The 19467-nt window shown below is 66.6% G+C and carries 22 protein-coding genes; 16 read left to right on the top strand and 6 right to left on the bottom strand.

All coding sequences use genetic code 11. The features are described 5' to 3' along the window. Window positions 1-16: 16 nt before the first annotated feature. The gene (locus OSH10_RS16565; RefSeq protein WP_266333013.1) at window positions 17-442 is read left to right on the top strand and encodes a MerR family transcriptional regulator; all 426 of its coding nucleotides are present in this window, start codon (window positions 17-19) and stop codon (window positions 440-442) included. 308 nt (window positions 443-750) lie between these two features. Here OSH10_RS16565 and OSH10_RS16560 read toward each other — a convergent pair whose 3' ends face one another. Then, window positions 751-1677 (bottom strand): SMP-30/gluconolactonase/LRE family protein, encoded by a 927-nt coding sequence (locus OSH10_RS16560; RefSeq protein WP_266333012.1) that lies wholly within the window; start codon window positions 1675-1677, stop codon window positions 751-753. A gap of 193 nt (window positions 1678-1870) precedes the next feature. On the opposite strand from OSH10_RS16560, the gene wrbA reads away from it, so the two are divergent. Both wrbA and OSH10_RS16550 read left to right on the top strand, forming a co-directional pair. Then, complete coding sequence (gene wrbA / locus OSH10_RS16555) at window positions 1871-2488, top strand: NAD(P)H:quinone oxidoreductase type IV (protein WP_266333011.1); 618 nt, start codon at window positions 1871-1873, stop codon at window positions 2486-2488. Between the two features lie 141 nt (window positions 2489-2629). After that, window positions 2630-3538 (top strand): MBL fold metallo-hydrolase, encoded by a 909-nt coding sequence (locus tag OSH10_RS16550; protein ID WP_266333146.1) that lies wholly within the window; start codon window positions 2630-2632, stop codon window positions 3536-3538. Between the two features lie 9 nt (window positions 3539-3547). Here the strand turns inward: OSH10_RS16550 and OSH10_RS16545 are convergent, their stop codons facing one another. Further along, window positions 3548-4366 (bottom strand): DUF1499 domain-containing protein, encoded by an 819-nt coding sequence (locus OSH10_RS16545; protein WP_266333010.1) that lies wholly within the window; start codon window positions 4364-4366, stop codon window positions 3548-3550. Between the two features lie 267 nt (window positions 4367-4633). Here OSH10_RS16545 and OSH10_RS16540 point away from each other — a divergent pair, with 267 nt between their 5' ends. Further along, window positions 4634-4813, top strand: a complete 180-nt coding sequence (locus OSH10_RS16540) for a hypothetical protein (RefSeq protein WP_266333009.1) — start codon at window positions 4634-4636, stop codon at window positions 4811-4813. Between the two features lie 236 nt (window positions 4814-5049). Here OSH10_RS16540 and OSH10_RS16535 read toward each other — a convergent pair whose 3' ends face one another. After that, window positions 5050-5661: a LysE/ArgO family amino acid transporter gene (locus tag OSH10_RS16535; protein WP_266333144.1), complete on the bottom strand. Its 612-nt coding sequence runs from the start codon at window positions 5659-5661 to the stop codon at window positions 5050-5052. 123 nt (window positions 5662-5784) lie between these two features. After that, complete coding sequence (locus OSH10_RS16530; protein ID WP_266333008.1) at window positions 5785-6528, bottom strand: SOS response-associated peptidase; 744 nt, start codon at window positions 6526-6528, stop codon at window positions 5785-5787. 138 nt (window positions 6529-6666) lie between these two features. On the opposite strand from OSH10_RS16530, the gene OSH10_RS16525 reads away from it, so the two are divergent. From OSH10_RS16525 to OSH10_RS16500, 6 genes are all read left to right on the top strand, one after another. Beyond that, window positions 6667-7074, top strand: coding sequence for a hypothetical protein (locus OSH10_RS16525; protein ID WP_266333007.1), 408 nt, complete (start codon window positions 6667-6669; stop codon window positions 7072-7074). Further along, the gene (locus OSH10_RS16520) at window positions 7049-7498 is read left to right on the top strand and encodes an NUDIX hydrolase (RefSeq protein WP_266333006.1); all 450 of its coding nucleotides are present in this window, start codon (window positions 7049-7051) and stop codon (window positions 7496-7498) included. The genes OSH10_RS16525 and OSH10_RS16520 overlap by 26 nt, the downstream gene beginning before the upstream one ends. 34 nt (window positions 7499-7532) lie before the next feature. Further along, window positions 7533-8024 (top strand): TIGR02301 family protein, encoded by a 492-nt coding sequence (locus OSH10_RS16515; protein ID WP_266333005.1) that lies wholly within the window; start codon window positions 7533-7535, stop codon window positions 8022-8024. A gap of 148 nt (window positions 8025-8172) precedes the next feature. After that, a complete protein-coding gene (locus OSH10_RS16510) occupies window positions 8173-8421 on the top strand; it encodes a hypothetical protein (RefSeq protein ID WP_266333004.1) in 249 nt (82 codons plus the stop codon). Between the two features lie 152 nt (window positions 8422-8573). Next, complete coding sequence (locus OSH10_RS16505) at window positions 8574-9251, top strand: hypothetical protein (protein ID WP_266333003.1); 678 nt, start codon at window positions 8574-8576, stop codon at window positions 9249-9251. Between the two features lie 71 nt (window positions 9252-9322). Further along, window positions 9323-9733, top strand: a complete 411-nt coding sequence (locus OSH10_RS16500) for a VOC family protein (protein WP_266333002.1) — start codon at window positions 9323-9325, stop codon at window positions 9731-9733. Window positions 9734-9846: 113 nt separating this feature from the next. Here the strand turns inward: OSH10_RS16500 and OSH10_RS16495 are convergent, their stop codons facing one another. Beyond that, window positions 9847-11181: a dihydroorotase gene (locus OSH10_RS16495; RefSeq protein ID WP_266333001.1), complete on the bottom strand. Its 1335-nt coding sequence runs from the start codon at window positions 11179-11181 to the stop codon at window positions 9847-9849. 116 nt (window positions 11182-11297) lie between these two features. Between OSH10_RS16495 and ygfZ the strand changes: the two genes are divergently transcribed. The 6 genes from ygfZ (at window position 11298) to OSH10_RS22930 (ending at window position 18307) form a co-directional block, all read left to right on the top strand. Then, entirely contained in the window at window positions 11298-12182 is an 885-nt protein-coding gene (gene ygfZ, locus OSH10_RS16490) for a CAF17-like 4Fe-4S cluster assembly/insertion protein YgfZ (RefSeq protein WP_266333000.1), read from the top strand. Next, entirely contained in the window at window positions 12179-12799 is a 621-nt protein-coding gene (locus OSH10_RS16485) for an HD family hydrolase (RefSeq protein WP_266332999.1), read from the top strand. Before ygfZ ends, OSH10_RS16485 begins: the two co-directional genes overlap by 4 nt. Before the next feature lie 117 nt (window positions 12800-12916). Further along, entirely contained in the window at window positions 12917-13438 is a 522-nt protein-coding gene (locus OSH10_RS16480; RefSeq protein ID WP_266332998.1) for a tyrosine phosphatase family protein, read from the top strand. A 25-nt stretch (window positions 13439-13463) separates the two neighbouring features. After that, the gene (locus OSH10_RS16475) at window positions 13464-14036 is read left to right on the top strand and encodes a GNAT family N-acetyltransferase (RefSeq protein WP_266332997.1); all 573 of its coding nucleotides are present in this window, start codon (window positions 13464-13466) and stop codon (window positions 14034-14036) included. 134 nt (window positions 14037-14170) lie between these two features. Beyond that, window positions 14171-16891 carry a pyruvate, phosphate dikinase gene (gene ppdK, locus OSH10_RS16470; protein WP_266332996.1) on the top strand — a complete coding sequence of 907 codons (2721 nt, stop codon included), beginning with the start codon at window positions 14171-14173 and terminating at the stop codon, window positions 16889-16891. A 126-nt stretch (window positions 16892-17017) separates the two neighbouring features. After that, window positions 17018-18307 (top strand): cell wall hydrolase, encoded by a 1290-nt coding sequence (locus OSH10_RS22930; RefSeq protein WP_323181616.1) that lies wholly within the window; start codon window positions 17018-17020, stop codon window positions 18305-18307. 108 nt (window positions 18308-18415) lie between these two features. On the opposite strand, the gene acuI is transcribed toward OSH10_RS22930, so the two are convergent. Then, window positions 18416-19405 carry an acrylyl-CoA reductase (NADPH) gene (gene acuI / locus OSH10_RS16460; RefSeq protein ID WP_266332995.1) on the bottom strand — a complete coding sequence of 330 codons (990 nt, stop codon included), beginning with the start codon at window positions 19403-19405 and terminating at the stop codon, window positions 18416-18418. Window positions 19406-19467: the final 62 nt, after the last annotated feature.

Below are 19467 nucleotides of genomic sequence, written 5' to 3'. Positions count from 1 at the left end.
TCAAGAGGTGATTTGCATGGATCGCGCAGTTCCGATCGGCACCGTGTCGCGCCAGACCGGCATCAAGGTTCCGACCATCCGCTATTACGAGGAAGTAGGGCTGCTGCCCTCCCCGGCCCGCACCGACAGCAACCGGCGCAGCTATGACGCGGCGGCGATCCAGCGGCTGCGCTTCATCCGCCATGCGCGGGAGCTGGGTTTCGAGGTCGAGGCGATCCGGCAGCTGCTGACTCTCTCCGACCAGCCGGACCGCTCCTGCGCCGATGTCGATGTCATCGCGCGCAGCCATCTGGCCGAGATCGACGAGAAGATCGCCAAGCTGACGGCGTTGCGTTCCGAGGTTCAGCGCATGGTCGACGAAGGCGAGCACGGCCGCGTCGCCGAATGCCGGGTGATCGAAGTCCTGGGCGACCACGGCGCCTGTCTGCACGAACGGCATTGAGAGGCTGGGGGCTAGCCAGAGGACGAAGTCTTGGACGACGGAACCACTCACCCGCCGGCCTTGGGCCGTCGACCTCTCCTCGTGGGAGAGGTGAAGGCTAGGCCGAGTCGTCAGGCTGGGCCCGGCGCTCGGCTTCCGTCATGTCCGCACGAAGCCGCGGAATGAAGCGCCGATTATCCATCATCGCCTCACAGCCAGCGCAAGGCGACCGCTCGATCTTCTCTCCCATGGGAAGAGGTCGGCCCGTCAGGGCCGGGTGAGGGGTTGAGGCCTGCCAGACCTGCCCCCTCACCCGCCTTCTCGAATCTCTACTTCGCGGCCGGACGCTTTGCCGCGCGGGTGTTGAGATAGACCGAATAGAGGCTGGTCGTGCCGCAGATGTAGAGGCGGTTGCGCTTGCGGGCGCCGAACTCGACGTTGGCCACGACTTCCGGGATCTTGATCTTGCCGATCAGCGTGCCGTCCGGCGCGTAGCAGTTCACGCCGTCGCCGCACGAGCTCCAGATGTTGCCGTGAATGTCGACGCGGAAACCGTCGAACAGGCCGATGTCGCTGGTGGCGAAGGTGCGACCGGCGCCGACCGACTTGCCGTCGGCCGCGACCGGATAGGCGCGGATGTCGGGCGAGCAGTCCGCCTTGTGGGTCAGGCCGGTATCGGCGACGTAGAGGATCGATTCGTCGGGCGAGAAGGCCAGGCCATTCGGGCGCACCATGTCGGTAACAACTGCCGTCACCGCCCCGGAGGCCGGATCGATCCGGTAGACGTTGCAGGCGCCGATTTCGCTGTCGGCCTTGTCGCCTTCATAATCGCCGTCGATGCCGTAGGTCGGATCGGTGAACCAGATCGAGCCATCCGACTTCACGACCACGTCGTTCGGCGCGTTTAGCTTCTTTCCCTCGAACCGGTCGGCAAGCACCTTGCGCGTGCCGTCATGCTCGATGCGGCTGACGCAGCGGCCAAGATGCTCGCAGGACACGAGTCGCCCCTCGAGATCGACGGTATGGCCGTTGTGGTTGTTGCACGGCGTGGCGAAAACCGAGACCGAGCCGTCGGTTTCGTCGTAGCGCATCAGACGGTCGTTCGGGATATCCGACCAGATCAGATACTTGCCGGCGGCGAAATAGGCCGGGCCCTCGGCCCAGCGAAAGCCCGTCGCGAGCTGCTCGACATGGACGTTCCCCATGGCGAGAGAACGGAACCGGTCGTCATAGACCACGAAATCCTTGGTAAGCATGTCCCCTCCACAATCTTCCAGATCTTGGCGTTGAAAGATGCCGAAGCATAGGCGAAGCAACCTTTGCCGCAAGGCCCTCCCCGCCGCCGGCCGATGCATAACCGTGCATAGACAGACTGTTCACCAGCAGCCGCCTTTCAAAAAATGCTCAGGCATCCGACATGTGCTGCAGTGCAAATGAAGGAAGGCTCCCATGACCAAGGTTCTCGTTCTCTATTATTCCGCTTATGGCCACATCGAGAAGATGGCTGAAGCCGTCGCGGAAGGCGCCCGCTCCACCGGCGCCAAGGTCGATATCAAGCGCGTGCCCGAGCTGGTGTCGGACGAAGTCGCCAAGGCCTCGTACTACAAGATGGACCAGGCTGCTCCGATCGCGACCCCCGCCGATCTCGAAAACTACGACGCGATCATCGTCGGCGCCGGCACCCGCTACGGCACCGTCGCCTCGCAGATGCGCAATTTCTGGGACCAGACCGGCGGTCTGTGGGCCCAGGGCAAGCTCGTCGGCAAGGTCGGCTCGATGTTCACCTCGTCGGCGACGCAGCATGGCGGCCAGGAGTCGACCATTCTCGGCTTCATCCCCACCTTCCTGCATCACGGCCTGGCCTATGTCGGCCTGCCCTACGCCTTCCAGGGCCAGATGGGCGTCGAGGAAGTAAAGGGCGGCTCGCCCTACGGCGCCTCGACCATCACCGATGGCGACGGCAGCCGCCAGCCTTCGGCGATCGAACTGGAAGCCGCCAAGTACCAGGGCGCCCATGTCGCCACCATCGCCGCCAAGGTTGCCGGCAAGGTCCTGCAGCCCGCATAAGCCGCACCAGAGCCGCTGCGCCCGCCTTCCTGCGCGGCGCGCTTGGAAACGCCCCGGCCTTCGCCGGGGCGTTTTTGCGTCGGGCGCCCGATTTTGTCGCGGCGGCTTGAACCCACCCGCCGATCCCGCTAGCTCATGCGCATGACTTTCATGGATTTCGAACGCGACTTCGATCCTGCCTATGGCCGCGCCGTCGCGATCGGCGACCAAGTGCGCCGCATGACCGTGCCGAATGGCGGCCCCTTCACCTTCCACGGCACCAACAGCTACATCGTCGGCCGTGGCGACGTAGCGGTAATCGATCCAGGTCCCGACGATCCCGAACACATCGAGGCGATCCTGCGCGCCACAAAGGGCGAGCGGATCCGCCAGATCCTCGTCACCCACACGCATCGCGACCATTCGCCCGGCGCCGCCCGCCTCAAGGCGCTCACCGGCGCGACGCTGCTTGGCGAAGGGCCGCACCGGCTGTCGCGGCCGCTGGCAACCGGCGAAACCAATATGCTCGATGCCAGCGGCGACATGGATTTCGTGCCGGACCGGGCGCTGGCGGATGGCGATCGCATTAATGGCGACGGCTGGACGCTGACGGCAATCGCCACCCCCGGCCACGCCGCCAACCATCTCGCCTTCGCGCTGGAGGGGACGCCGCTGCTGTTCTCCGGCGACCATGTGATGAAATGGGCGACGACCATCGTGGCGCCGCCGGACGGGGCGATGAGCGACTACATGGCCTCGCTCGACAAGCTGGCCGAGCGCCCCGAGACGATCTACCTGCCCGGCCATGGCGGCCCGGTCGAGGACGCGCCCTCCTTCGTGCGCGGCTTGAAGGCGCACCGGCGGATGCGCGAAGCGGCCATCGTCGACCGCATCGGCCGCGGCGACCGCACCATCGCCGATATCGTCGCCGCCATCTATCGCGATACGCCCCAGGCGCTGCATGGCGCCGCCGCCCTTTCCGTTTTCGCGCATCTGGAGGATCTGGTGGCGCGCGGACGGCTTCGCGCGCCCGAAGGCGTCACGCTGCTCGGCATCTTCGAGCCGGCCTGACCGGACGCCTCAGCGCGCGCGGGGCGACACCGGCGGCAAGGGAGGCATGTCGGTCTCGTCGCTCTCGACGGGCTCCGTGACGCCCTGAAGCGCGGTATCCAGATCGCGGAAAAAGGCGCGGATCCGGCGCGCATTGTCGCCGAGATCATGCGAACCGATGCGCGAGGCCGACCGCATGTCGACCAGCGAACCGTCATCGTCGGCGACGATGCGAACCGCGACATCGGCCGGAAGGGCCAGGACCAGGGTCCGCGCAACGGCGTCGATCGACGCATCGGCGCTGTCGATATCCGGAGGCAACGCCTTGCCGATGGCCCAGCCGCGTGCCGCCATCAGAGCCGTCGCGGCGTCGAAGATACGCGCGGGCGATACCGGATAGTGGCGGGAGAGAATGTCGGGATAGGCCTTCGTTTGCGGCTCATTGCTGACGGTATCCGGCGACGGATGAGCGGCCTGGGCCGACGGCGCCAGTTCGGGAGGGTCGATCAGATCGGTCGAGATATCGGCCAGGCGCGGCAGGCGGATCATCTCCTCGACCACCAGCGCCGGCACGGCAAGGATCACGATCGCCAGCAGCGAACCCGTGAGCGCGGGTGCGAAGCCGCGCGCGCCGTCGATCCAGATCCGGCGCATGGCGAGCCCGCCCAGCACCAGCGCCGCCATCGCCAGGGCCCAGGCGATGGCGATCAGGAGGAAGAGCGGTACGGTGTCGATCTGGCCGTAGCGGTGCATCACCACCGCCACGATCAGGAGCGGAATCGGCAGGAGAGCAAGGCGCAGCGACCAGGGGGCCGTCCTCGCCTCGCGCTCGAACGGGCGCGCGGTCATGCTGTCTCTCCGCAGCCACGCTGCTTCTGGAAACCGGGCTGCCCGGAACGCGTCTTCCGGAAGCTTGTCGTGGCAAGTGTACCGCAGCCGACGGACATTCCTATCCTGCAAACTCCTTTAACAATCATTGTCCTCAGCCATGGCCTTTTAACCATTTTGTAAACCACGAATCCGCCATAATGGAATTTCATACGCGCATCCCTCGGATGCCAGCCGGCAAAAGATCGGTACGGTGTCCGGCGGAAACGCTCAGGATTCGAGACGATTATGACCAGTGTGAAGCACCCCCCCTTCCGTTCCAAGGCTCAACGCGAGCAAGAGCAGGACCTGCAGGCCAAGTATGGCGAACTCGGCAATCCCGAAATCGTCGCCGCCATCCTGCAGAAGAAGAAGCTTGAGCAGCAGAAGCAGGCCAAGGCCGCTTTGAAGCCGAGCGAGCGGGACTGATCCACGCGGCGGCCTGTTAGGCTGCCTCGCGCATCGACCGGAATGGCCATGGCGGGAAGCCCCGCCGGATCCATGGATCGTGCATGGAACCTGCGCAGGGCTATAGCGACTGCGCCTCGGCCGTGAACCTTCCAGCCTGATAGCAGGCTGCTGCGGGCATGCCGTCTTTTGGCCCGAACGCGTCGCCGGCGAAGGGAGCCGTCAGCGCCCGGCGCCCTGTCGGCGTGGGCGGACTTTCATCCAAAGGCCTGCCAGAGCAGCGATGCGGCGATCGCGAACATCACCACACCGATGACGATATCCAGAGCCTGCCAGGCGACAGGTCGGGCAAACAGGGGCGCCAGCAGCCGCGCGCCATAGCCAAGCGCATAGAACCAGACGCCCGAAGCGAACATGGCGCCCAGGCCAAACGCCAGCCGGGCCGTGCCGGCGTAGCGGGCCGACAGCGATCCCAGCAGAACGACCGTATCGAGATAGACATGCGGGTTCAGGAAGGTCAGCGCCGCGACGGTCGCCAGCGCCGGGGCGAGCCGAGCCTCCGCCGCACCGCTGGCCGAGAGCCCCGCCGTGTGGAACGCGCGACGGATCGCCATGGCGCCATAGGCTGCCAGAAAGGCCGCGCCCGCCAGCGTTACGACGAACAGCACGCTCGGCACCGCCTGCACCAGCGAGCCCAGCCCGCCGACGCCGGCCGCGATCAGCAGCGCATCGGCAAGGAAGCAGAAAGTGGCGATCGGGAAGACATGGCGCCGCGCCAGTCCCTGCCGCAGCACGAAGGCATTCTGCGCCCCGATGGCGACGATCAGGCTCGCACCGAGGAAGAACCCCTCGACGGCAGGCTGGAGCAGGTCTGTCATGGGGTAGGCTTTCGGACAGGCGAGAGAGGTTGGACGGCAACCTCTTAGGCAAGCCGCATAGCGCCGTCATCCTCGAAATCGTCTATTTCGCGGCCCGCAGCCGGCAGTTCGCACCTAGAACAGCTTCAACTGACTGTTGTCGGCCGGCTTTTCCGCCTTTTTCGGACGAGATGGCTCCGGGTCCGAAAGGGGCGCCGCGCGCGCCAGGATCGACGGGTCGTCATTGCGGAAATTGTTGACGGCCGGGCCGATCGGGATCGCCTCGAACGTGCCGTCCGGGGGCGGCAGCAGGACCTGACCGGCCTTGGCGCCCCGGTCGGCGTCGAGCCCGAGCCAGAGATCATATTGCTCGCGCCGGACGATGACGGGCATGCGCTCGTGGATCGGCGCCAGTTCGCGATTGGCGGCGGTGGTCAGGATGGTCGCCGTGTCGATGATGTTGCCCTTGTCGTCGGCCCACTCATCCCAGAGCCCGGCGAAGGCGATGATGCCGCCGCTGGCGGGCTGCAGGTAATAGGGCTGCTTCTTGCCGTTCGGCCCCTTCTGCCATTCGTAGAATCCGGTCGCGGGTATCAGGCAGCGGCGGTGGCGATAGGCGCCACGGTAGGCCGGCTTTTCGGCCGCCGTTTCCGAGCGCGCATTGAACAGCAGCGGCAGGGCGGCGAGATCCTTGGTCCAGGACGGGATCAGACCCCAGCGGACCAGCGCCGGCCGCCGCTCGCCCCTTTCGCCCCGGACGATCAGGATCGGCTGTGTCGGCGCGATGTTGTAGCGCGGCGGGAACCACTCGATGCGGATCATCGAGAATTCAGCCTCGACATCCTCCGGCTGCACCGCCAGGGCAAAGCGTCCACACATCGATTTTGCTCCAACTCAGCCTGCGGCGCCGCTTTGGTAAAGACTTCGTAAGGAAGCACCGCTAACGATCTGCATCGTATCATTTTCTCGCCGCGTATTTGCGATGCCGTCCAGCGTCGTCGCAATTTGGGGGACAGCATGCAGTTCGGGCCGGCGCCGCCGGAAAGCAATTATCTGAATCACGCCGAGGACCTGGCGCTGCTTCTTGAGACATTGCCGCACCGGCTCGACCTCGTCGACGGCGTTCTGGCCTGGAGGCCGGAGCATCGGCGTCATGTGCTGGCCATCGCGGCCGGCCACCGCGACCGCGTTCGCCTGGAGCAACTGGAAACCCGGCTCTACCGTCAGGCCACCGCCGCGCAGGACGCCGTTCGCGAAGCGGTGCGCCACGGAAAGCTCGACCTGCTCTGGCCGATCGCGGCCCTCGCCGCCACGGAAATCCGGCCCGTCATCGCCGAGGCGCGCGACGCCATAGCCCATGCCGAGCCGCCGATGCCCTCCCCCGATCCGGAGGAATCGCATGTCCCATTCGCCCGCTCCGCCTGAACCGCCCACGACCGCTCCGCCGGCCGGCCCGGTGCTCGGCGTCAGCGTCGCCATCTGGCGCGATGGCAAGGTGCTGCTGATTCAGCGCGGCCACGATCCCTGGCTAGGCGCCTGGTCGCTGCCCGGCGGCCGTGTAGAGCGCGGCGAGACGCTGGTCGAGGCGGCAGCGCGCGAACTCATAGAAGAAACCGGGCTCGTGCTTGGCACGCCCCGCCTCGTCGAGACGCTCGACGCGATCGACCGGGCCAAGGACGGCGCGGTTCGGGGCCACTTCGTCATCATCGTCTTCGCGGCCGATGCGGAAGGGTCACCAATCGCGGCTTCCGACGCCGCGGACTTCGGCTGGTTTGCGCTCGACGCCATCAACGCCCTCACGACGACGCCTGGGCTGAAGCGCATCGTCGCCCTCTCCGTCCCGGCGTGAACGACGCCCATCTCGACCGCGCCCCCGGATGGCCTTGCTGCGCGCCGTCCCGCACAGCATGATCCCGCCGGGCCGCAAGGCCGAAGCAGCAACGGCAGGCAGGATCGGCGTGATCAACCCAACGCGAAATTCGGGACGTATGGCGGCGATCGCGCTGGCGCTGATGCTCGCGGGCACGCCTTTGTCGGCGCGCGCGCAAGACGCCATCGGCGCCGGCGCCGGCGACCCACCCTATGAGCAGCAATTGCAGCGGCTGGCCGAGATCCTTGGTGCGCTGCACTATCTCCGGCCGCTTTGCGGGGCGGAGGAACCCAGCGTCTGGCGCGACCAGATGGACCAGATCCTCACGGCCGAGGATCCGACGCCCGACCGGCGCGCGCGTATCGTCTCGCAGTTCAACCACGGCTTCTCCAGCTTCGCCACGGTCTATCGCACCTGCACGCCCGCGGCCCTGACGGCGATCGACCGCTACATGGCCGAAGGCAAGAAGCTGACCCGCGACATCACGGCGCGCTACGGGCGCTGATCGCCTGTGTTAACCAGCCGCATCGAATTGTTATCGACATCTTAACCTCCTCTTCAGGATCTCGGCCCGGTTCCAACCGCTCGTGCTACCCTGCGGATGAGGGCGATTCGGTTTCTGCCCATTCATGATGCGGAAAGCAGGCGACCCCATGGAACACGATCCCGACGAGATCGAGATTGCCGAACAGAAGCGCGCGGCTCTCGCCTATCTCACGGAAGCCTGGGACGAGGCGATCGCCGAGGGTATCGAGCCGGACATTCTCGCCCACGCCGCCCTGTTCGCGGCTCTATCCGACCTGATCGACACCTATGGCGAAGACGCCGTCGCCGATCTCGCGGTGTCCCTCCCTGACCGGGTCCGCCGCGGCGAATTCACGCTGCAACGCACGATCCAGTAGCGGATCCGACCAAAGCGCGTTGAAATCAAAGCCTCGCGGCGGAAACGCCGGCGGGGCTTTTTCATGCCCGACGCGGGGCGGATTGTCCGTCCCGGCGCTTGGCCGGGTCCGGCCCGTCAGGTATGAGTGGCAAACGAATGTAGGAGACAGGCATGCTCGGGCGCTGGACTATCGCGGGAACCGCCATCGCGATGCTGATGATCGGGGCGAGCCCTTCCCACGCTCTCGTCGCCGGCGAGAGCAAATCGGTGCCCACCTTGAGCATCACCATCCCGCCGGACCCGGAGGACGATGGCGCCGAGGATCCGGCCGATGCCAAGAAGACGGCGCCCGCGGTAAAGATCGCGCCGGATGAGCCGCTCCCGGTCATTGAATACGACGTCTCCAAGCTGCCGGAACCGGTGAAGCGCCTGCGCGAGAAGCTGCTCGAGGCAGCAAGGACCGGCGACATCAACCAGTTGAAGCCGATCATCGACGCCAACAAGTCGCCCCCCAATCTCGGCGCCGACGAGGACCAGGACAAGGACCCGATCGCCTTTCTGAAGACACTGTCGGGCGACCCCGAGGGACGCGAGATCCTGGCGATCCTGAGCGAGATCCTGGATGCCGGCTATGTGTATGTCGACGTCGGCACGCCGCAGGAAGCCTATATCTGGCCCTATTTCGCGCGCTACCCGATCGACGCGCTGACGCCGCCGCAGATGGTCGAATTGTTCCGCATCCTCACCTCGTCCGATTTCGAGGAGATGAAGAGCTTCGGCGCCTACATGTTCTACCGCGTCGGCATCGCGCCGGACGGTACCTGGACCTATTTCGAAGCAGGCGACTGACACGCCTGCCGAAGGCCGGTTGACGACGCCATCGAGTTCATGATTTGTTCTCTCCGAACAGGGAGACCTCCATGGCCGATATGCAGTTCCATCGTGGCCGACTCATCGACCACATCCAGCTGGTCGTCGCCGATTACGACGCGAGCCGCCGCTTTTACGAGGCGGTTCTCGGCGTCCTTAGCATTCCGATTCTCGCCGGCGAGGGCTATTTCTTCGCGGACGAGTTCTGCGTCAGCAGCGGCACGCCGCCGACGGGACGCTGCCACATCGCCTTCCAGGCACCGGACCGGGCGACGGTCGATGCCTTCCACGCCGCGGGCCTTGCCGCCGGCGGACGCGACAACGGCGCGCCCGGCCTTCGCGATTACCATCCCACTTACTATGCCGCCTTCCTGCTCGATCCGGCCGGCAACAATATCGAGGCGGTGTATCAGGGGGCCGCAAAGCGGTCCGCGGAATCGGTCGTCATCGAGCCGATCTGATCAGGCCCCATGCCGAGGATCGGCCGCTGTTCCGGCTCCATCCTGTTGGTCGGATCGGGACGGCAGCGCTGCGAACGCGCCGGAGCCACCGCCCGATGTCCGTGGATCAAGCCTTATGCCGGAGGAAGCGCCTCGAGAAACCGGATCGGCTCGCCGGTCGACGGCTCCGTGATCTCGCCTTCCCACATGACGCGGCGGCCGCGCACGACGGTGCCGACCGGCCAGCCGATGACGCGCTTGCCATCATACGGCGTCCAGCCGGCGCGCGACGCGATCCACTTGTTGGTGATCGTCTCGCGCCGCTTCATGTCGACGATGGTCAGGTCGGCATCATAGCCGACGGCGATGCGGCCCTTGCGCGCCATGCCGAAGATCCGCGCTGGTCCGGCCGAGGTGAGATCGGCCAGGCGCTCCAGCGTCAGCCGGCCGGCATTGACGTGGTCGAGCATGATCGGAACCAGCGTCTGCACGCCGGTCATGCCGGAGGGCGAGGCGGGATAGGGCTTGGCCTTTTCCTCCAGCGTGTGCGGAGCATGGTCGGAACCGAGCACGTCGATGATGCCCTGCGCCACGCCCTTCCAGACGCCCGTGCGATGGCGCGCATCGCGGATCGGCGGGTTCATCTGCAGAAGGGTTCCGAGCCGGGCGTAATCGTCCGAGGACAGCGTCAGATGGTGCGGCGTCGCCTCGGCGGTGGCGACGTCCTTGTGCTGCGCCAGGAAGTCGATCTCTTCCGCCGTCGAGATATGCAGGACGTGGATGCGCGCACCGGTGCGGCGGGCGATGGCGACGAGTCGCTCGGTCGCCTGCATGGCGGCAATCTCGTCGCGCCAGACCGGATGCGAGGACGGATCGCCCTCGACCCGCAGGGACTTGCGCGATTCGAGCCGCATCTCGTCTTCGGAATGGAAGGCGGCGCGACGGCGGGTCTTGGAGAGGATGGCCGCGATGCCCTCATCGTCCGCCACCAGCAGATTGCCGGTCGAGGAACCGATGAACACCTTGATGCCGGCCGCGCCCGGCAGGCGCTCGAGGTCGGGAATCGCGTCGACATTCTCGCGCGTGCCGCCGACCCAGAAGGCGAAATCGCAGTGCATGCGATGATACGCGCGCGACACCTTGTCGGCCAGCGCCTCGGCGGTCGTCGTGGTCGGGTTGGTGTTGGGCATTTCGAAAACGCCGGTGACCCCCCCCAGCACGGCGCCGCGCGAGCCGGTTTCGAGGTCTTCCTTCTGCTCCGCGCCCGGCTCGCGAAAATGCACCTGGGTATCGACGACGCCAGGCAATATATGCAGGCCGGTGCAGTCGATCACCTTGCCGGCGCGACGCGGATCGACATCGCCGATCGCGGCGATTCGTCCGTCGCGGACCGCGATGTCATGCGTTCCGATGCCGTCCTGATTGACGACGGTTCCGTTCCGAAAGAGAAACTCGTAGGTATCCGACATGGCCGCCCTCCCCAGTGCAGATCCGATCCGTCACGGAATGAAGACGGATTGTTGGCATCGGATTAAGGAAGGCGGAACAACTTCACAAGCGCGTCCAATGCATGGGAACCATGTCTATGCGTAATGGGTCATATGCCCGCCTTACCGATCGCGGCTCCGTTTTTATCCATGGCCCCGAAGCCGAGGCGTTCCTGCAGAATATCATCACGACCGACATGGGTCGCGTGGTTTCGAGCGGCGCGGGCTTCGGCGCACTGCTCTCGCCGCAGGGCAAGATCCTGTTCGATTTCCTCGTCGTCGCATCCGGGGACGGCTTCCTGTTCGACCTGCCGCGCGCGCTGGTGGCCGATTTCGTCAAGCGCATGACGCTTTACCGGTTGCGCGCCAAGGTCGGGATCGCCGATCGCAGCGGGAGCGACCAGGTCGTGGCGTTCTGGGGCGGCGATGCTCCGCCCGCGATCGCCGGGGTGGTCGGCGCCGATCCGCGCCTGCCGGCGCTTGGCTATCGGGCGATCGTCCCGGTCGACGCATTCCTAACGGTGCCGGGTTACGACGAGGCGACCGAGGCGGATTATCACGCCTGGCGGACCGGGCTGACCGTGCCGGAGGGCGGACGCGACTTCCCGTTCGGCGACGCCTTTCCGCATGATGTCGACATGGACGATCTCGGCGGTGTCGATTTCCGCAAGGGCTGCTATGTCGGCCAGGAAATCGTCTCGCGCATGGAGCATCGCGGCACCGCCCGCCGCCGCGCCGTTGCCATTGCGGGCGAGAGCGCCCTGCCCCCGCCCGGCACGCCGATCGAGGCCGATGGCAAGCCGCTCGGCGCCCTGGGCGGCACGGCGGGCCAAGCCGGGATCGGGCTGATCCGGCTCGACCGGGCGAAGCGGGCGCTCGACCAGGGAATGCCGGTGACGGCCGGCGGCGTGCCGCTTTCGATCACGCTGCCGGCCTTTGCCAAGTTCGACTGGCCTGGAGATGGCGGAGAAAGCGACGCATGAAGTCGAAGGCCGCCGCCCCGCCCCGCGTCTGGCAGCGCATGCTTTCTGGCCGGAGGCTCGATCTCGCCGATCCCTCGCCCTTCGACATCGAGATCAGCGACATCGCGCATGGGCTTGCCCGCGTCGCGCGCTGGAACGGCCAGACCAGCGGCGCGCATGCCTTCTCGGTCGCGCAGCATTCCGTGCTCGTCGAGCAGATCGCGGGGCTTGCCGATCCCGCGCTTTCCGCGGCCGGACGGCTGGCGGCGCTGCTGCATGACGCGCCGGAATATGTGGTCGGCGACATGATCTCGCCGTTCAAGGCGCTGGTCGGCGGCGAATACAAGGTGGTGGAAGCGCGACTGCAGGCGGCGATCCATCTGCGCTTTGGCCTGCCGGCCGACCGCGCCGCGGGCTTGACCGACGCCATCAAGGCGGCGGACCGCATCGCAGCCTATTTCGAAGCGACGGAACTGGCCGGCTTCACCACAGTCGAGGCAGCGAAAATCTTCGGCCGGCCGCGCGGCGTGCATCGCGAGCAGCTGGCGCTGGAGCCGTGGCCGACCGCTGAAGCCGAGCAGCGCTTCCTGTCTCGGTTCGCCGCCCTGGCGGAGGCGCCCGTGTTCGTTTCGGCGTGACCGGAACGTCTCCACCCCCTACATAGACGTCCCGGCGCCTGCTTCGCCGGGCCACCCCATTCCGGCGGCCGATCGATCGGGTCCGCCGGCGAACGAGACGGCGCAAGGAGAAAAATTATGTCCCGCATTCACGTCTGCTCATTGTCCCGTATCGGCGCGACCGTGGCCCAGACGGGCGCAAGCCATCTCGTGACGCTGATCAATGCCGGCACGCCGGTCGAGCGCCCGGCGGCGATCCCGGAAGACCGCCACCTATTCCTGGCCTTCAACGACATCCTAGAGCCGATGGAGGGCATGACTCCGCCGGCCGAGGAGCATGTCGTCTCGCTGCTCGACTTCGTCGAAGGCTGGAAGCCGGAGAAGCCGATCGTCATCCACTGCTTCGCCGGCATCAGCCGCTCGACCGCCGCCGCCTTCATCACCGTCTGCGCGCTGCGCCCGGACCGCGACGAAGCCGAGATCGCCACGCTGATCCGCAGCGGCTCGCCCTCCGCGACGCCGAATCTCCGCCTCGTGCGTTTCGCCGACGAGATTCTCGGCCGCCGCGGCCGCATGGTCAGCGCGATCGAGGCGATCGGCCGGGGGCGAGACGCTTTCGAAGGCCACCCCTTCGCACTGGACCTCGATCTGGTGCGGTGATCGCACGTCGCCGGAACCCAGCTGGATGAACATCGAGTCCCTGCAATTCCCCATCACGACCGGTCGGCTGACACTTCGGCCGTTCGCGGCGGAAGATTTCAGCGCCTACGCCGCGTACCACGCGCTTCCCGAGGTCTACCGATATCTCTATGCGGCGCCACCGGCCGGCGCGGATTTGCAGAGGCAGTTCGACCGAGCGCTTTCCGCGCCGTTCCATGCGGACGGGGATGCCTTCCGGCTGGCCGTCGTGACGAATGCCGGGCACGCCGTCATCGGCGAGACCGTTCTGAAACTGGCCAGCAAGGCGGCCCTGCAGGGCGAAGTAGGGTACATCTTCAATCCCGCCTTCGCCGGAAAGGGCTATGCCACCGAAGCCGTCGCCAGCACGATCGATTTCGGTTTCTCCACCTTCGGCTTCCATCGGATCTTCGCACGGCTCGACGCCGCCAACCGCGGATCCGTGGGCGTGGTCGAGCGCCTCGGCCTGCGCCGCGAGGCGCATCTCGTGCAGAACGACCGCTTCGACGGCGAATGGGGCGACGAGTACATCTACGCCGTGCTGGCCTCGGAATGGCGCCAGAGACGGGCCACCGCGTGATCCGAGCCCGCGCCAATCGCCGCAGGGACAAGCTCCAAGAACTGTTTCAATATTTTCGTGTTGCAGCGCAGTAAGAGCTTGATCTAGCTAGATGTAGCGTCGGCAGGAGCCGGTTGCCGCGGGAGCGTGCGCAGATGACGAAATGGGTCTACACCTTCGGCGGGGGACGCGCCGAGGGTGACAGCGCGTTGAAGGAAATCCTGGGCTCCAAGGGAGCCGGCCTCGCCGAGATGAGCGCGCTCGGCCTGCCGGTACCGCCCGGCTTCACCATCTCGACCGAAATCTGCCGCCACTTCCTCGCGACCGAGAGCGCCTTTCCGCCCGAACTCGAACAGCAGGTTGCCACCGCCCTGGAGGGGATCGGCAAGGTGGCCGGCCATCGCTTCGGCGATACCGGGCATCCGCTGCTGGTATCCGTCCGTTCCGGCGCCGCCGCGTCGATGCCGGGCATGATGGATACGGTCCTCAATCTCGGCCTCAACGACGAGACGGTCGAAGGGCTGGCGCAGATCTCTGGAGATCGGCGCTTCGCCTTCGACAGCTATCGCCGCTTCATCCAGATGTATGGCGACGTGGTGCTGGGTCTCGACCACGCGGTGTTCGAGGAAAGGCTGGAAGACTACAAGCTCGAGCGTGGCTTCACGCTCGACAGCGATCTCGGCGCCGGCGACTGGCAGGCGGTCTGCGACCTGTTCAAGGCACTCGTGGCCGACGAACTGGAGATCCCCTTCCCGCAGGCGCCGCAGGAGCAGCTCTGGGGCGCGATCTCGGCCGTCATCCGTTCCTGGAACAATCCGCGCGCGAAGGCCTATCGCCGGATCAACAATCTGCCGGAGGGCGGCGGCACGGCCGTCACCGTGCAGGCGATGGTGTTCGGCAATCTCGGCGAAACGTCGGCGACCGGCGTCGCCTTCACGCGCCATCCCTCAACCGGCGAAAACATCCTCTGGGGCGAATACCTGCCGAACGCCCAGGGCGAGGACGTCGTCTCGGGCATGCGCACGCCGCAGGACCTGACCGAGGTAGCCCGCCGCGAGACAGGTTCCGAATTGCCGTCGATGGAAGCGGCCATGCCGGCGGTGTTCGCCGAATTCCGCGCCGTCTGCGCGACGCTGGAAAAGCACCACCGCGACGTGCTCGACCTCGAATTCACCATCGAGCGCGGCCGGCTCTGGATGCTGCAGGCGCGCCCCGCCAAGCGGACGATCCACGCGGCGCTGAAGACCGCCGTCGACATGGCGCATGAAGGACTGATCACCCGCGCCGAGGCGGTCGCCCGCATCGAGCCGCGCACGCTGGAGCTGCTGCTGCATCCCACGATCGATCCGGAATCGAGCGGCGATATCTTCGCGCGCGGCCTGCCGGCCTCCCCGGGCGCCGCCAGCGGCACCGTCGTCTTCACGTCGGAAGAGGCGGAGATCGCGCGCACCCAAGGGCGAAAAGTCATCCTGGTCCGCGTCGAGACCAGCCCGGAGGACGTGCACGGCATGCATGCGGCGCGCGGCATCCTGACGACGCGCGGCGGCATGACCAGCCACGCGGCCGTGGTGGCGCGTGGCATGGGCAAGCCCTGCGTCTCCGGCGCGGGCACGATCCGCGTCGATTTCCATGCCGGCACGATGTCGGCTGGCGGCCGGACGATCCAGCGCGGCGACATGATCACCATCGATGGCGGCACCGGCCAGGTGTTGCTCGGCGCCGTTCCGCTGCGCGAGCCCGAGCTTTCGGGCGCCTTCGCCGAGCTGATGGAATGGGCCGACACCTTCCGCACGCTCAAGATCCGCACCAATGTCGATACGCCGTCGGATGCCCGCGCCGCGCGCGGCTTCGGCGCCGAGGGCATCGGCCTCTGTCGCACGGAGCACATGTTCTTCGATGCGCGCCGCATCGTCGCCGTGCGCGAGATGATCCTGGCCGAGACCCGTTCCAGCCGCGCCGAGGCGCTGGCCAAGCTGCTGCCGATGCAGCGCAGCGACTTCGCCTCGCTGTTCGAGATCATGTCGGGGCTGCCGGTGACGATCCGCCTGCTCGATCCGCCGCTGCATGAATTCCTGCCGAAGGGCGAGGCGGAGATCGCCGAGCTCGCCGCTGTCATGGGGATTTCACCGGCGAAGATCCGCGCCAGCACGCATGCGCTTTCGGAGGCCAATCCGATGCTCGGCCATCGCGGCGTCCGGCTCGGCATCTCCTTCCCGGAGATCGTCGAGATGCAGGCGCGTGCCATCTTGGAGGCAGCCCTCGACGTCGCCGACCAGACCGGAACGCCGGTCGACCTCGAGATCATGGTGCCGCTGATCGCCGGCAAGCCGGAACTGGACCTGGTCAACAGCCACATACGTGCGGCAGAAGCGCTCGTGCGTAAAATTCACGGCCGCGCCCCCGCCTACCAGCTCGGCACGATGATCGAACTGCCGCGCGCGGCGCTGGCCGCCGGCGAACTGGCGAAGAGCGCCACCTTCTTCTCGTTCGGCACCAACGACCTGACGCAGACGACGTTTGGAATTTCGCGTGACGACGCCGCAACTTACCTGAACACCTATCTCGCTAAGGGCATCCTGCCGCACGATCCCTTCGCCACCATCGATCGCGAAGGCGTCGGCGAACTGATCCGGATCGCCTGCGAGCGCGGCCGGGCAACGCGGCCGGATCTCAAGCTCGGCGTCTGCGGCGAGCATGGCGGCGACCCCGCCTCGATTCATTTTTTCGCCGAAATTAACCTTGATTACGTCTCGTGTTCGCCTTTCAGGGTGCCCGTCGCCCGGCTGGCCGCCGCTCAGGCAGCCTTACAAAACAGAGACAGAGCCAATTCCGCCTCTCCCCTCCCAACGCCCCCGACAGCCCCTCCCGACCGTTAACCTCGTTTTTAGGTTAATGCCGCAGATTCCAGCCACGTGACCAGCAAAGCACACTGGTCGGTTTTGTTCCGTGCGCGTGGAGTTGCGTACCTCATGGCTGGATCCAAGCGGCGTCCGACGTCAGGAATGTCCCCCCGCGCCCATCCGGGCAACGACGCGCAATTCGTGCTGCGACGCCGGCGACCCAGGCCGACCTTCCGCCGCATCGCGCTGCTTTCCGGCATTCTGGCGAGCGGCCTCGTGGCGCTCTCCTCGACCACCGTCGCGTTCCAGGACGTCGCCAGCCTCTATGGCAAGGACCTGCCGGCCTCGCAGCGCTGGCTGGCGCGGCTGATGCCGCGGCCCTCGGGCGAAGCCTATCAGCCGGGTTCTCTTTCGGCTCCGCCGGCAGCCCGCCTCGTCGCCGGCAATGTCGTCAGCGACGGCAAGCTGATCGAGCCCGTGCTCGACATCGCCGTGCGCGGTCCTGTTTCAGCACCGGAATTCGTCCCGCCGACCGTGAACCGGACGGGCAAGCAGGACATCACCGTCGCGCAGCGCAAGGCAGAGCCGCTCCGCACAGCCGCCGCCCGCTTCAAGGCCGGCGTGCTCAAGACCGCCGATCTCGGCAGCGTCTTCAGCAGCGCCAAAGCCGTTCCGAAGATGGCCTTCCTGACCGCGCAGGACATCGCCAAGCCCGACCAGCCGCTGCAATATGCCTCGAAGTCCGATCCTGCCGGCGCCGATGCCAGGAAGGGCGAGGAAGTGGCGAAGCCGGTGGTGGCACTCGCCTCGATCGCGCCGCTGCCGCGCCGCAACGAATTGCTCGATCGCAGCGGCAAGAACGCCGAGGCCGCCGCCAAGGCGCCGGGCAGCCTGGTCGTCTCCGCCTATGCCAATCCCGAACAGGACAAGGCGCTCAGCGCGCCGTTCACCGCCCTGCTCAACCGCCCGATGGCGATCGGCAAAGATGGCAAGCCGGATCACTGGTGGGTGATGAACAAGATCCCCACCAATGCGCGCTCCGCCACCGAGCAGAAATGCCTGGCCACGGCGATCTATTTCGAGGCGCGCGGCGAATCGGTGAAGGGCGAACTGGCCGTCGCCCAGGTCGTCATCAACCGGCTGAAGAACCCGGCCTATCCGAACACGATCTGCGGTGTCGTCTACCAGAACAAGAACATGCGCAACGCCTGCCAGTTCTCCTTCGCCTGCGACGGCATCCCCGACCGCATCACCGACGCGACATCCTGGACACGCGCCCAGACCCTGGCCAAGCGCGTCCTGTTCGAAGACAATTGGTGGAATGCCGATGTCGGCTCGTCCACGCATTATCACGCCAACTATGTGAAGCCGCGCTGGGCGCGAACGATGAAGAAGATGCAGAAGGTCGGGCACCACATCTTCTACAAGACCTATGGCGGCGGCTGGATCTGACGCGGCGCGGGTGAGGCGACGGCAGAGCCTCTTGCTGCTGGCGGCTTCGCCGGGCAACCCGCGAAGGGTCCGAAGCGGCTTCGATCCCCAATAGGGTTGCGCTCTCCCCTACCCGATCTCCACCACCAGGCGGCCCCGGATCTTGCCGTCGACGATCTGCCGCGCGGCGTCGATGACGCCGTCGAAAGGGATACGCTTCGTCATGGCGGCGAGTTGAGCCCGGTCGAGGTCGCGGTCGAGCCGATCCCAGGCGGCGATGCGGACCGGCTTCGGCACATAGACCGAATCGATACCGTACAGCGTGACGCCGCGCAGGATGAACGGCGCCACCGTGGCCGGTAATTCCATGCCGCCGGCCAGACCGCAGGCCGCCACCGCGCCGTCATAGCGGATCATCGACAGCAGATTGGCCAGGGTTTGACCGCCGACGACGTCGATCGCGCCAATCCAGCGTTCGCGCGCCAGCGGCTTGCCGGGACCGTTCAGCTCCGCGCGCGGGATGATCTCGGCCGCGCCGAGCCCCTTGAGATAGTCGGTCTCCTCCGGGCGGCCCGTCGAGGCGACGACGTGATAGCCGAGGCCGGCAAGGAGCGCGACGGCAACCGAACCGACGCCCCCGGCAGCGCCGGTGACGAGCACGGGCCCGGCGGGCGGATGGATGCCGTGGCGTTCCAGCGCCATCACCGCCATCATCGCGGTATAGCCGGCCGTGCCGATCGCCATGCCTTCATCCGGCGAGAAGCCGGCGGGCAATGAAATCAGCCAGTCGCTCTTCCAGCGCGCCCGTTCGGCCCAGGCGCCCAGATGCTGTTCGCCGACGCCCCAGCCATTCAGCAGCACCCTATCTCCCGGCTTGTAGCCCGGCGCCGAGGACTGCTCGACGATGCCGACGCCGTCGACGCCCGGCACCATGGGAAAGCGGCGCACGACCGGCGCCCGGCCCGTGATCGCCAGGCCGTCCTTGTAGTTGACCGTCGAGCGCTCGATGCGCACCGTGACGTCGCCTTCCATCAGATCCGCGTCGCTAAGCGTCGCGAAGCCGACCGACTGGCCGCCGCTCGCGTCCTTCTGGATCAGGACGGCCTTGAAGTCGGGCATGGGATATCTCCTCGTTTCGGCTGCGAATACAACGCTTCCACGATCATAGGAAGTCGAGGCCG

Origin of the sequence: Kaistia defluvii, from assembly GCF_026343955.1 — a bacterium.
GTDB lineage: Bacteria > Pseudomonadota > Alphaproteobacteria > Rhizobiales > Kaistiaceae > Kaistia > Kaistia defluvii.
Note: the sequence above shows the minus strand (reverse complement) of the source record. Positions and strands in the feature narration are given on the sequence as shown.

What these genes read in the sequence shown, in the direction of transcription:
- OSH10_RS16565 (WP_266333013.1), top strand. Translation starts at nt 17, where the DNA reads ATGGATCGCGCAGTTCCGATCGGCACCGTGTCGCGCCAGACCGGCATC.
- OSH10_RS16560 (WP_266333012.1), bottom strand. Translation starts at nt 1,677, where the DNA reads ATGCTTACCAAGGATTTCGTGGTCTATGACGACCGGTTCCGTTCTCTC.
- wrbA (WP_266333011.1), top strand. Translation starts at nt 1,871, where the DNA reads ATGACCAAGGTTCTCGTTCTCTATTATTCCGCTTATGGCCACATCGAG.
- OSH10_RS16550 (WP_266333146.1), top strand. Translation starts at nt 2,630, where the DNA reads ATGACTTTCATGGATTTCGAACGCGACTTCGATCCTGCCTATGGCCGC.
- OSH10_RS16545 (WP_266333010.1), bottom strand. Translation starts at nt 4,366, where the DNA reads ATGACCGCGCGCCCGTTCGAGCGCGAGGCGAGGACGGCCCCCTGGTCG.
- OSH10_RS16540 (WP_266333009.1), top strand. Translation starts at nt 4,634, where the DNA reads ATGACCAGTGTGAAGCACCCCCCCTTCCGTTCCAAGGCTCAACGCGAG.
- OSH10_RS16530 (WP_266333008.1), bottom strand. Translation starts at nt 6,528, where the DNA reads ATGTGTGGACGCTTTGCCCTGGCGGTGCAGCCGGAGGATGTCGAGGCT.
- OSH10_RS16525 (WP_266333007.1), top strand. Translation starts at nt 6,667, where the DNA reads ATGCAGTTCGGGCCGGCGCCGCCGGAAAGCAATTATCTGAATCACGCC.
- OSH10_RS16520 (WP_266333006.1), top strand. Translation starts at nt 7,049, where the DNA reads ATGTCCCATTCGCCCGCTCCGCCTGAACCGCCCACGACCGCTCCGCCG.
- OSH10_RS16510 (WP_266333004.1), top strand. Translation starts at nt 8,173, where the DNA reads ATGGAACACGATCCCGACGAGATCGAGATTGCCGAACAGAAGCGCGCG.
- OSH10_RS16505 (WP_266333003.1), top strand. Translation starts at nt 8,574, where the DNA reads ATGCTCGGGCGCTGGACTATCGCGGGAACCGCCATCGCGATGCTGATG.
- OSH10_RS16500 (WP_266333002.1), top strand. Translation starts at nt 9,323, where the DNA reads ATGGCCGATATGCAGTTCCATCGTGGCCGACTCATCGACCACATCCAG.
- OSH10_RS16495 (WP_266333001.1), bottom strand. Translation starts at nt 11,181, where the DNA reads ATGTCGGATACCTACGAGTTTCTCTTTCGGAACGGAACCGTCGTCAAT.
- ygfZ (WP_266333000.1), top strand. Translation starts at nt 11,298, where the DNA reads ATGCGTAATGGGTCATATGCCCGCCTTACCGATCGCGGCTCCGTTTTT.
- OSH10_RS16485 (WP_266332999.1), top strand. Translation starts at nt 12,179, where the DNA reads ATGAAGTCGAAGGCCGCCGCCCCGCCCCGCGTCTGGCAGCGCATGCTT.
- OSH10_RS16480 (WP_266332998.1), top strand. Translation starts at nt 12,917, where the DNA reads ATGTCCCGCATTCACGTCTGCTCATTGTCCCGTATCGGCGCGACCGTG.
- OSH10_RS16475 (WP_266332997.1), top strand. Translation starts at nt 13,464, where the DNA reads ATGAACATCGAGTCCCTGCAATTCCCCATCACGACCGGTCGGCTGACA.
- ppdK (WP_266332996.1), top strand. Translation starts at nt 14,171, where the DNA reads ATGACGAAATGGGTCTACACCTTCGGCGGGGGACGCGCCGAGGGTGAC.
- OSH10_RS22930 (WP_323181616.1), top strand. Translation starts at nt 17,018, where the DNA reads ATGTCCCCCCGCGCCCATCCGGGCAACGACGCGCAATTCGTGCTGCGA.
- acuI (WP_266332995.1), bottom strand. Translation starts at nt 19,405, where the DNA reads ATGCCCGACTTCAAGGCCGTCCTGATCCAGAAGGACGCGAGCGGCGGC.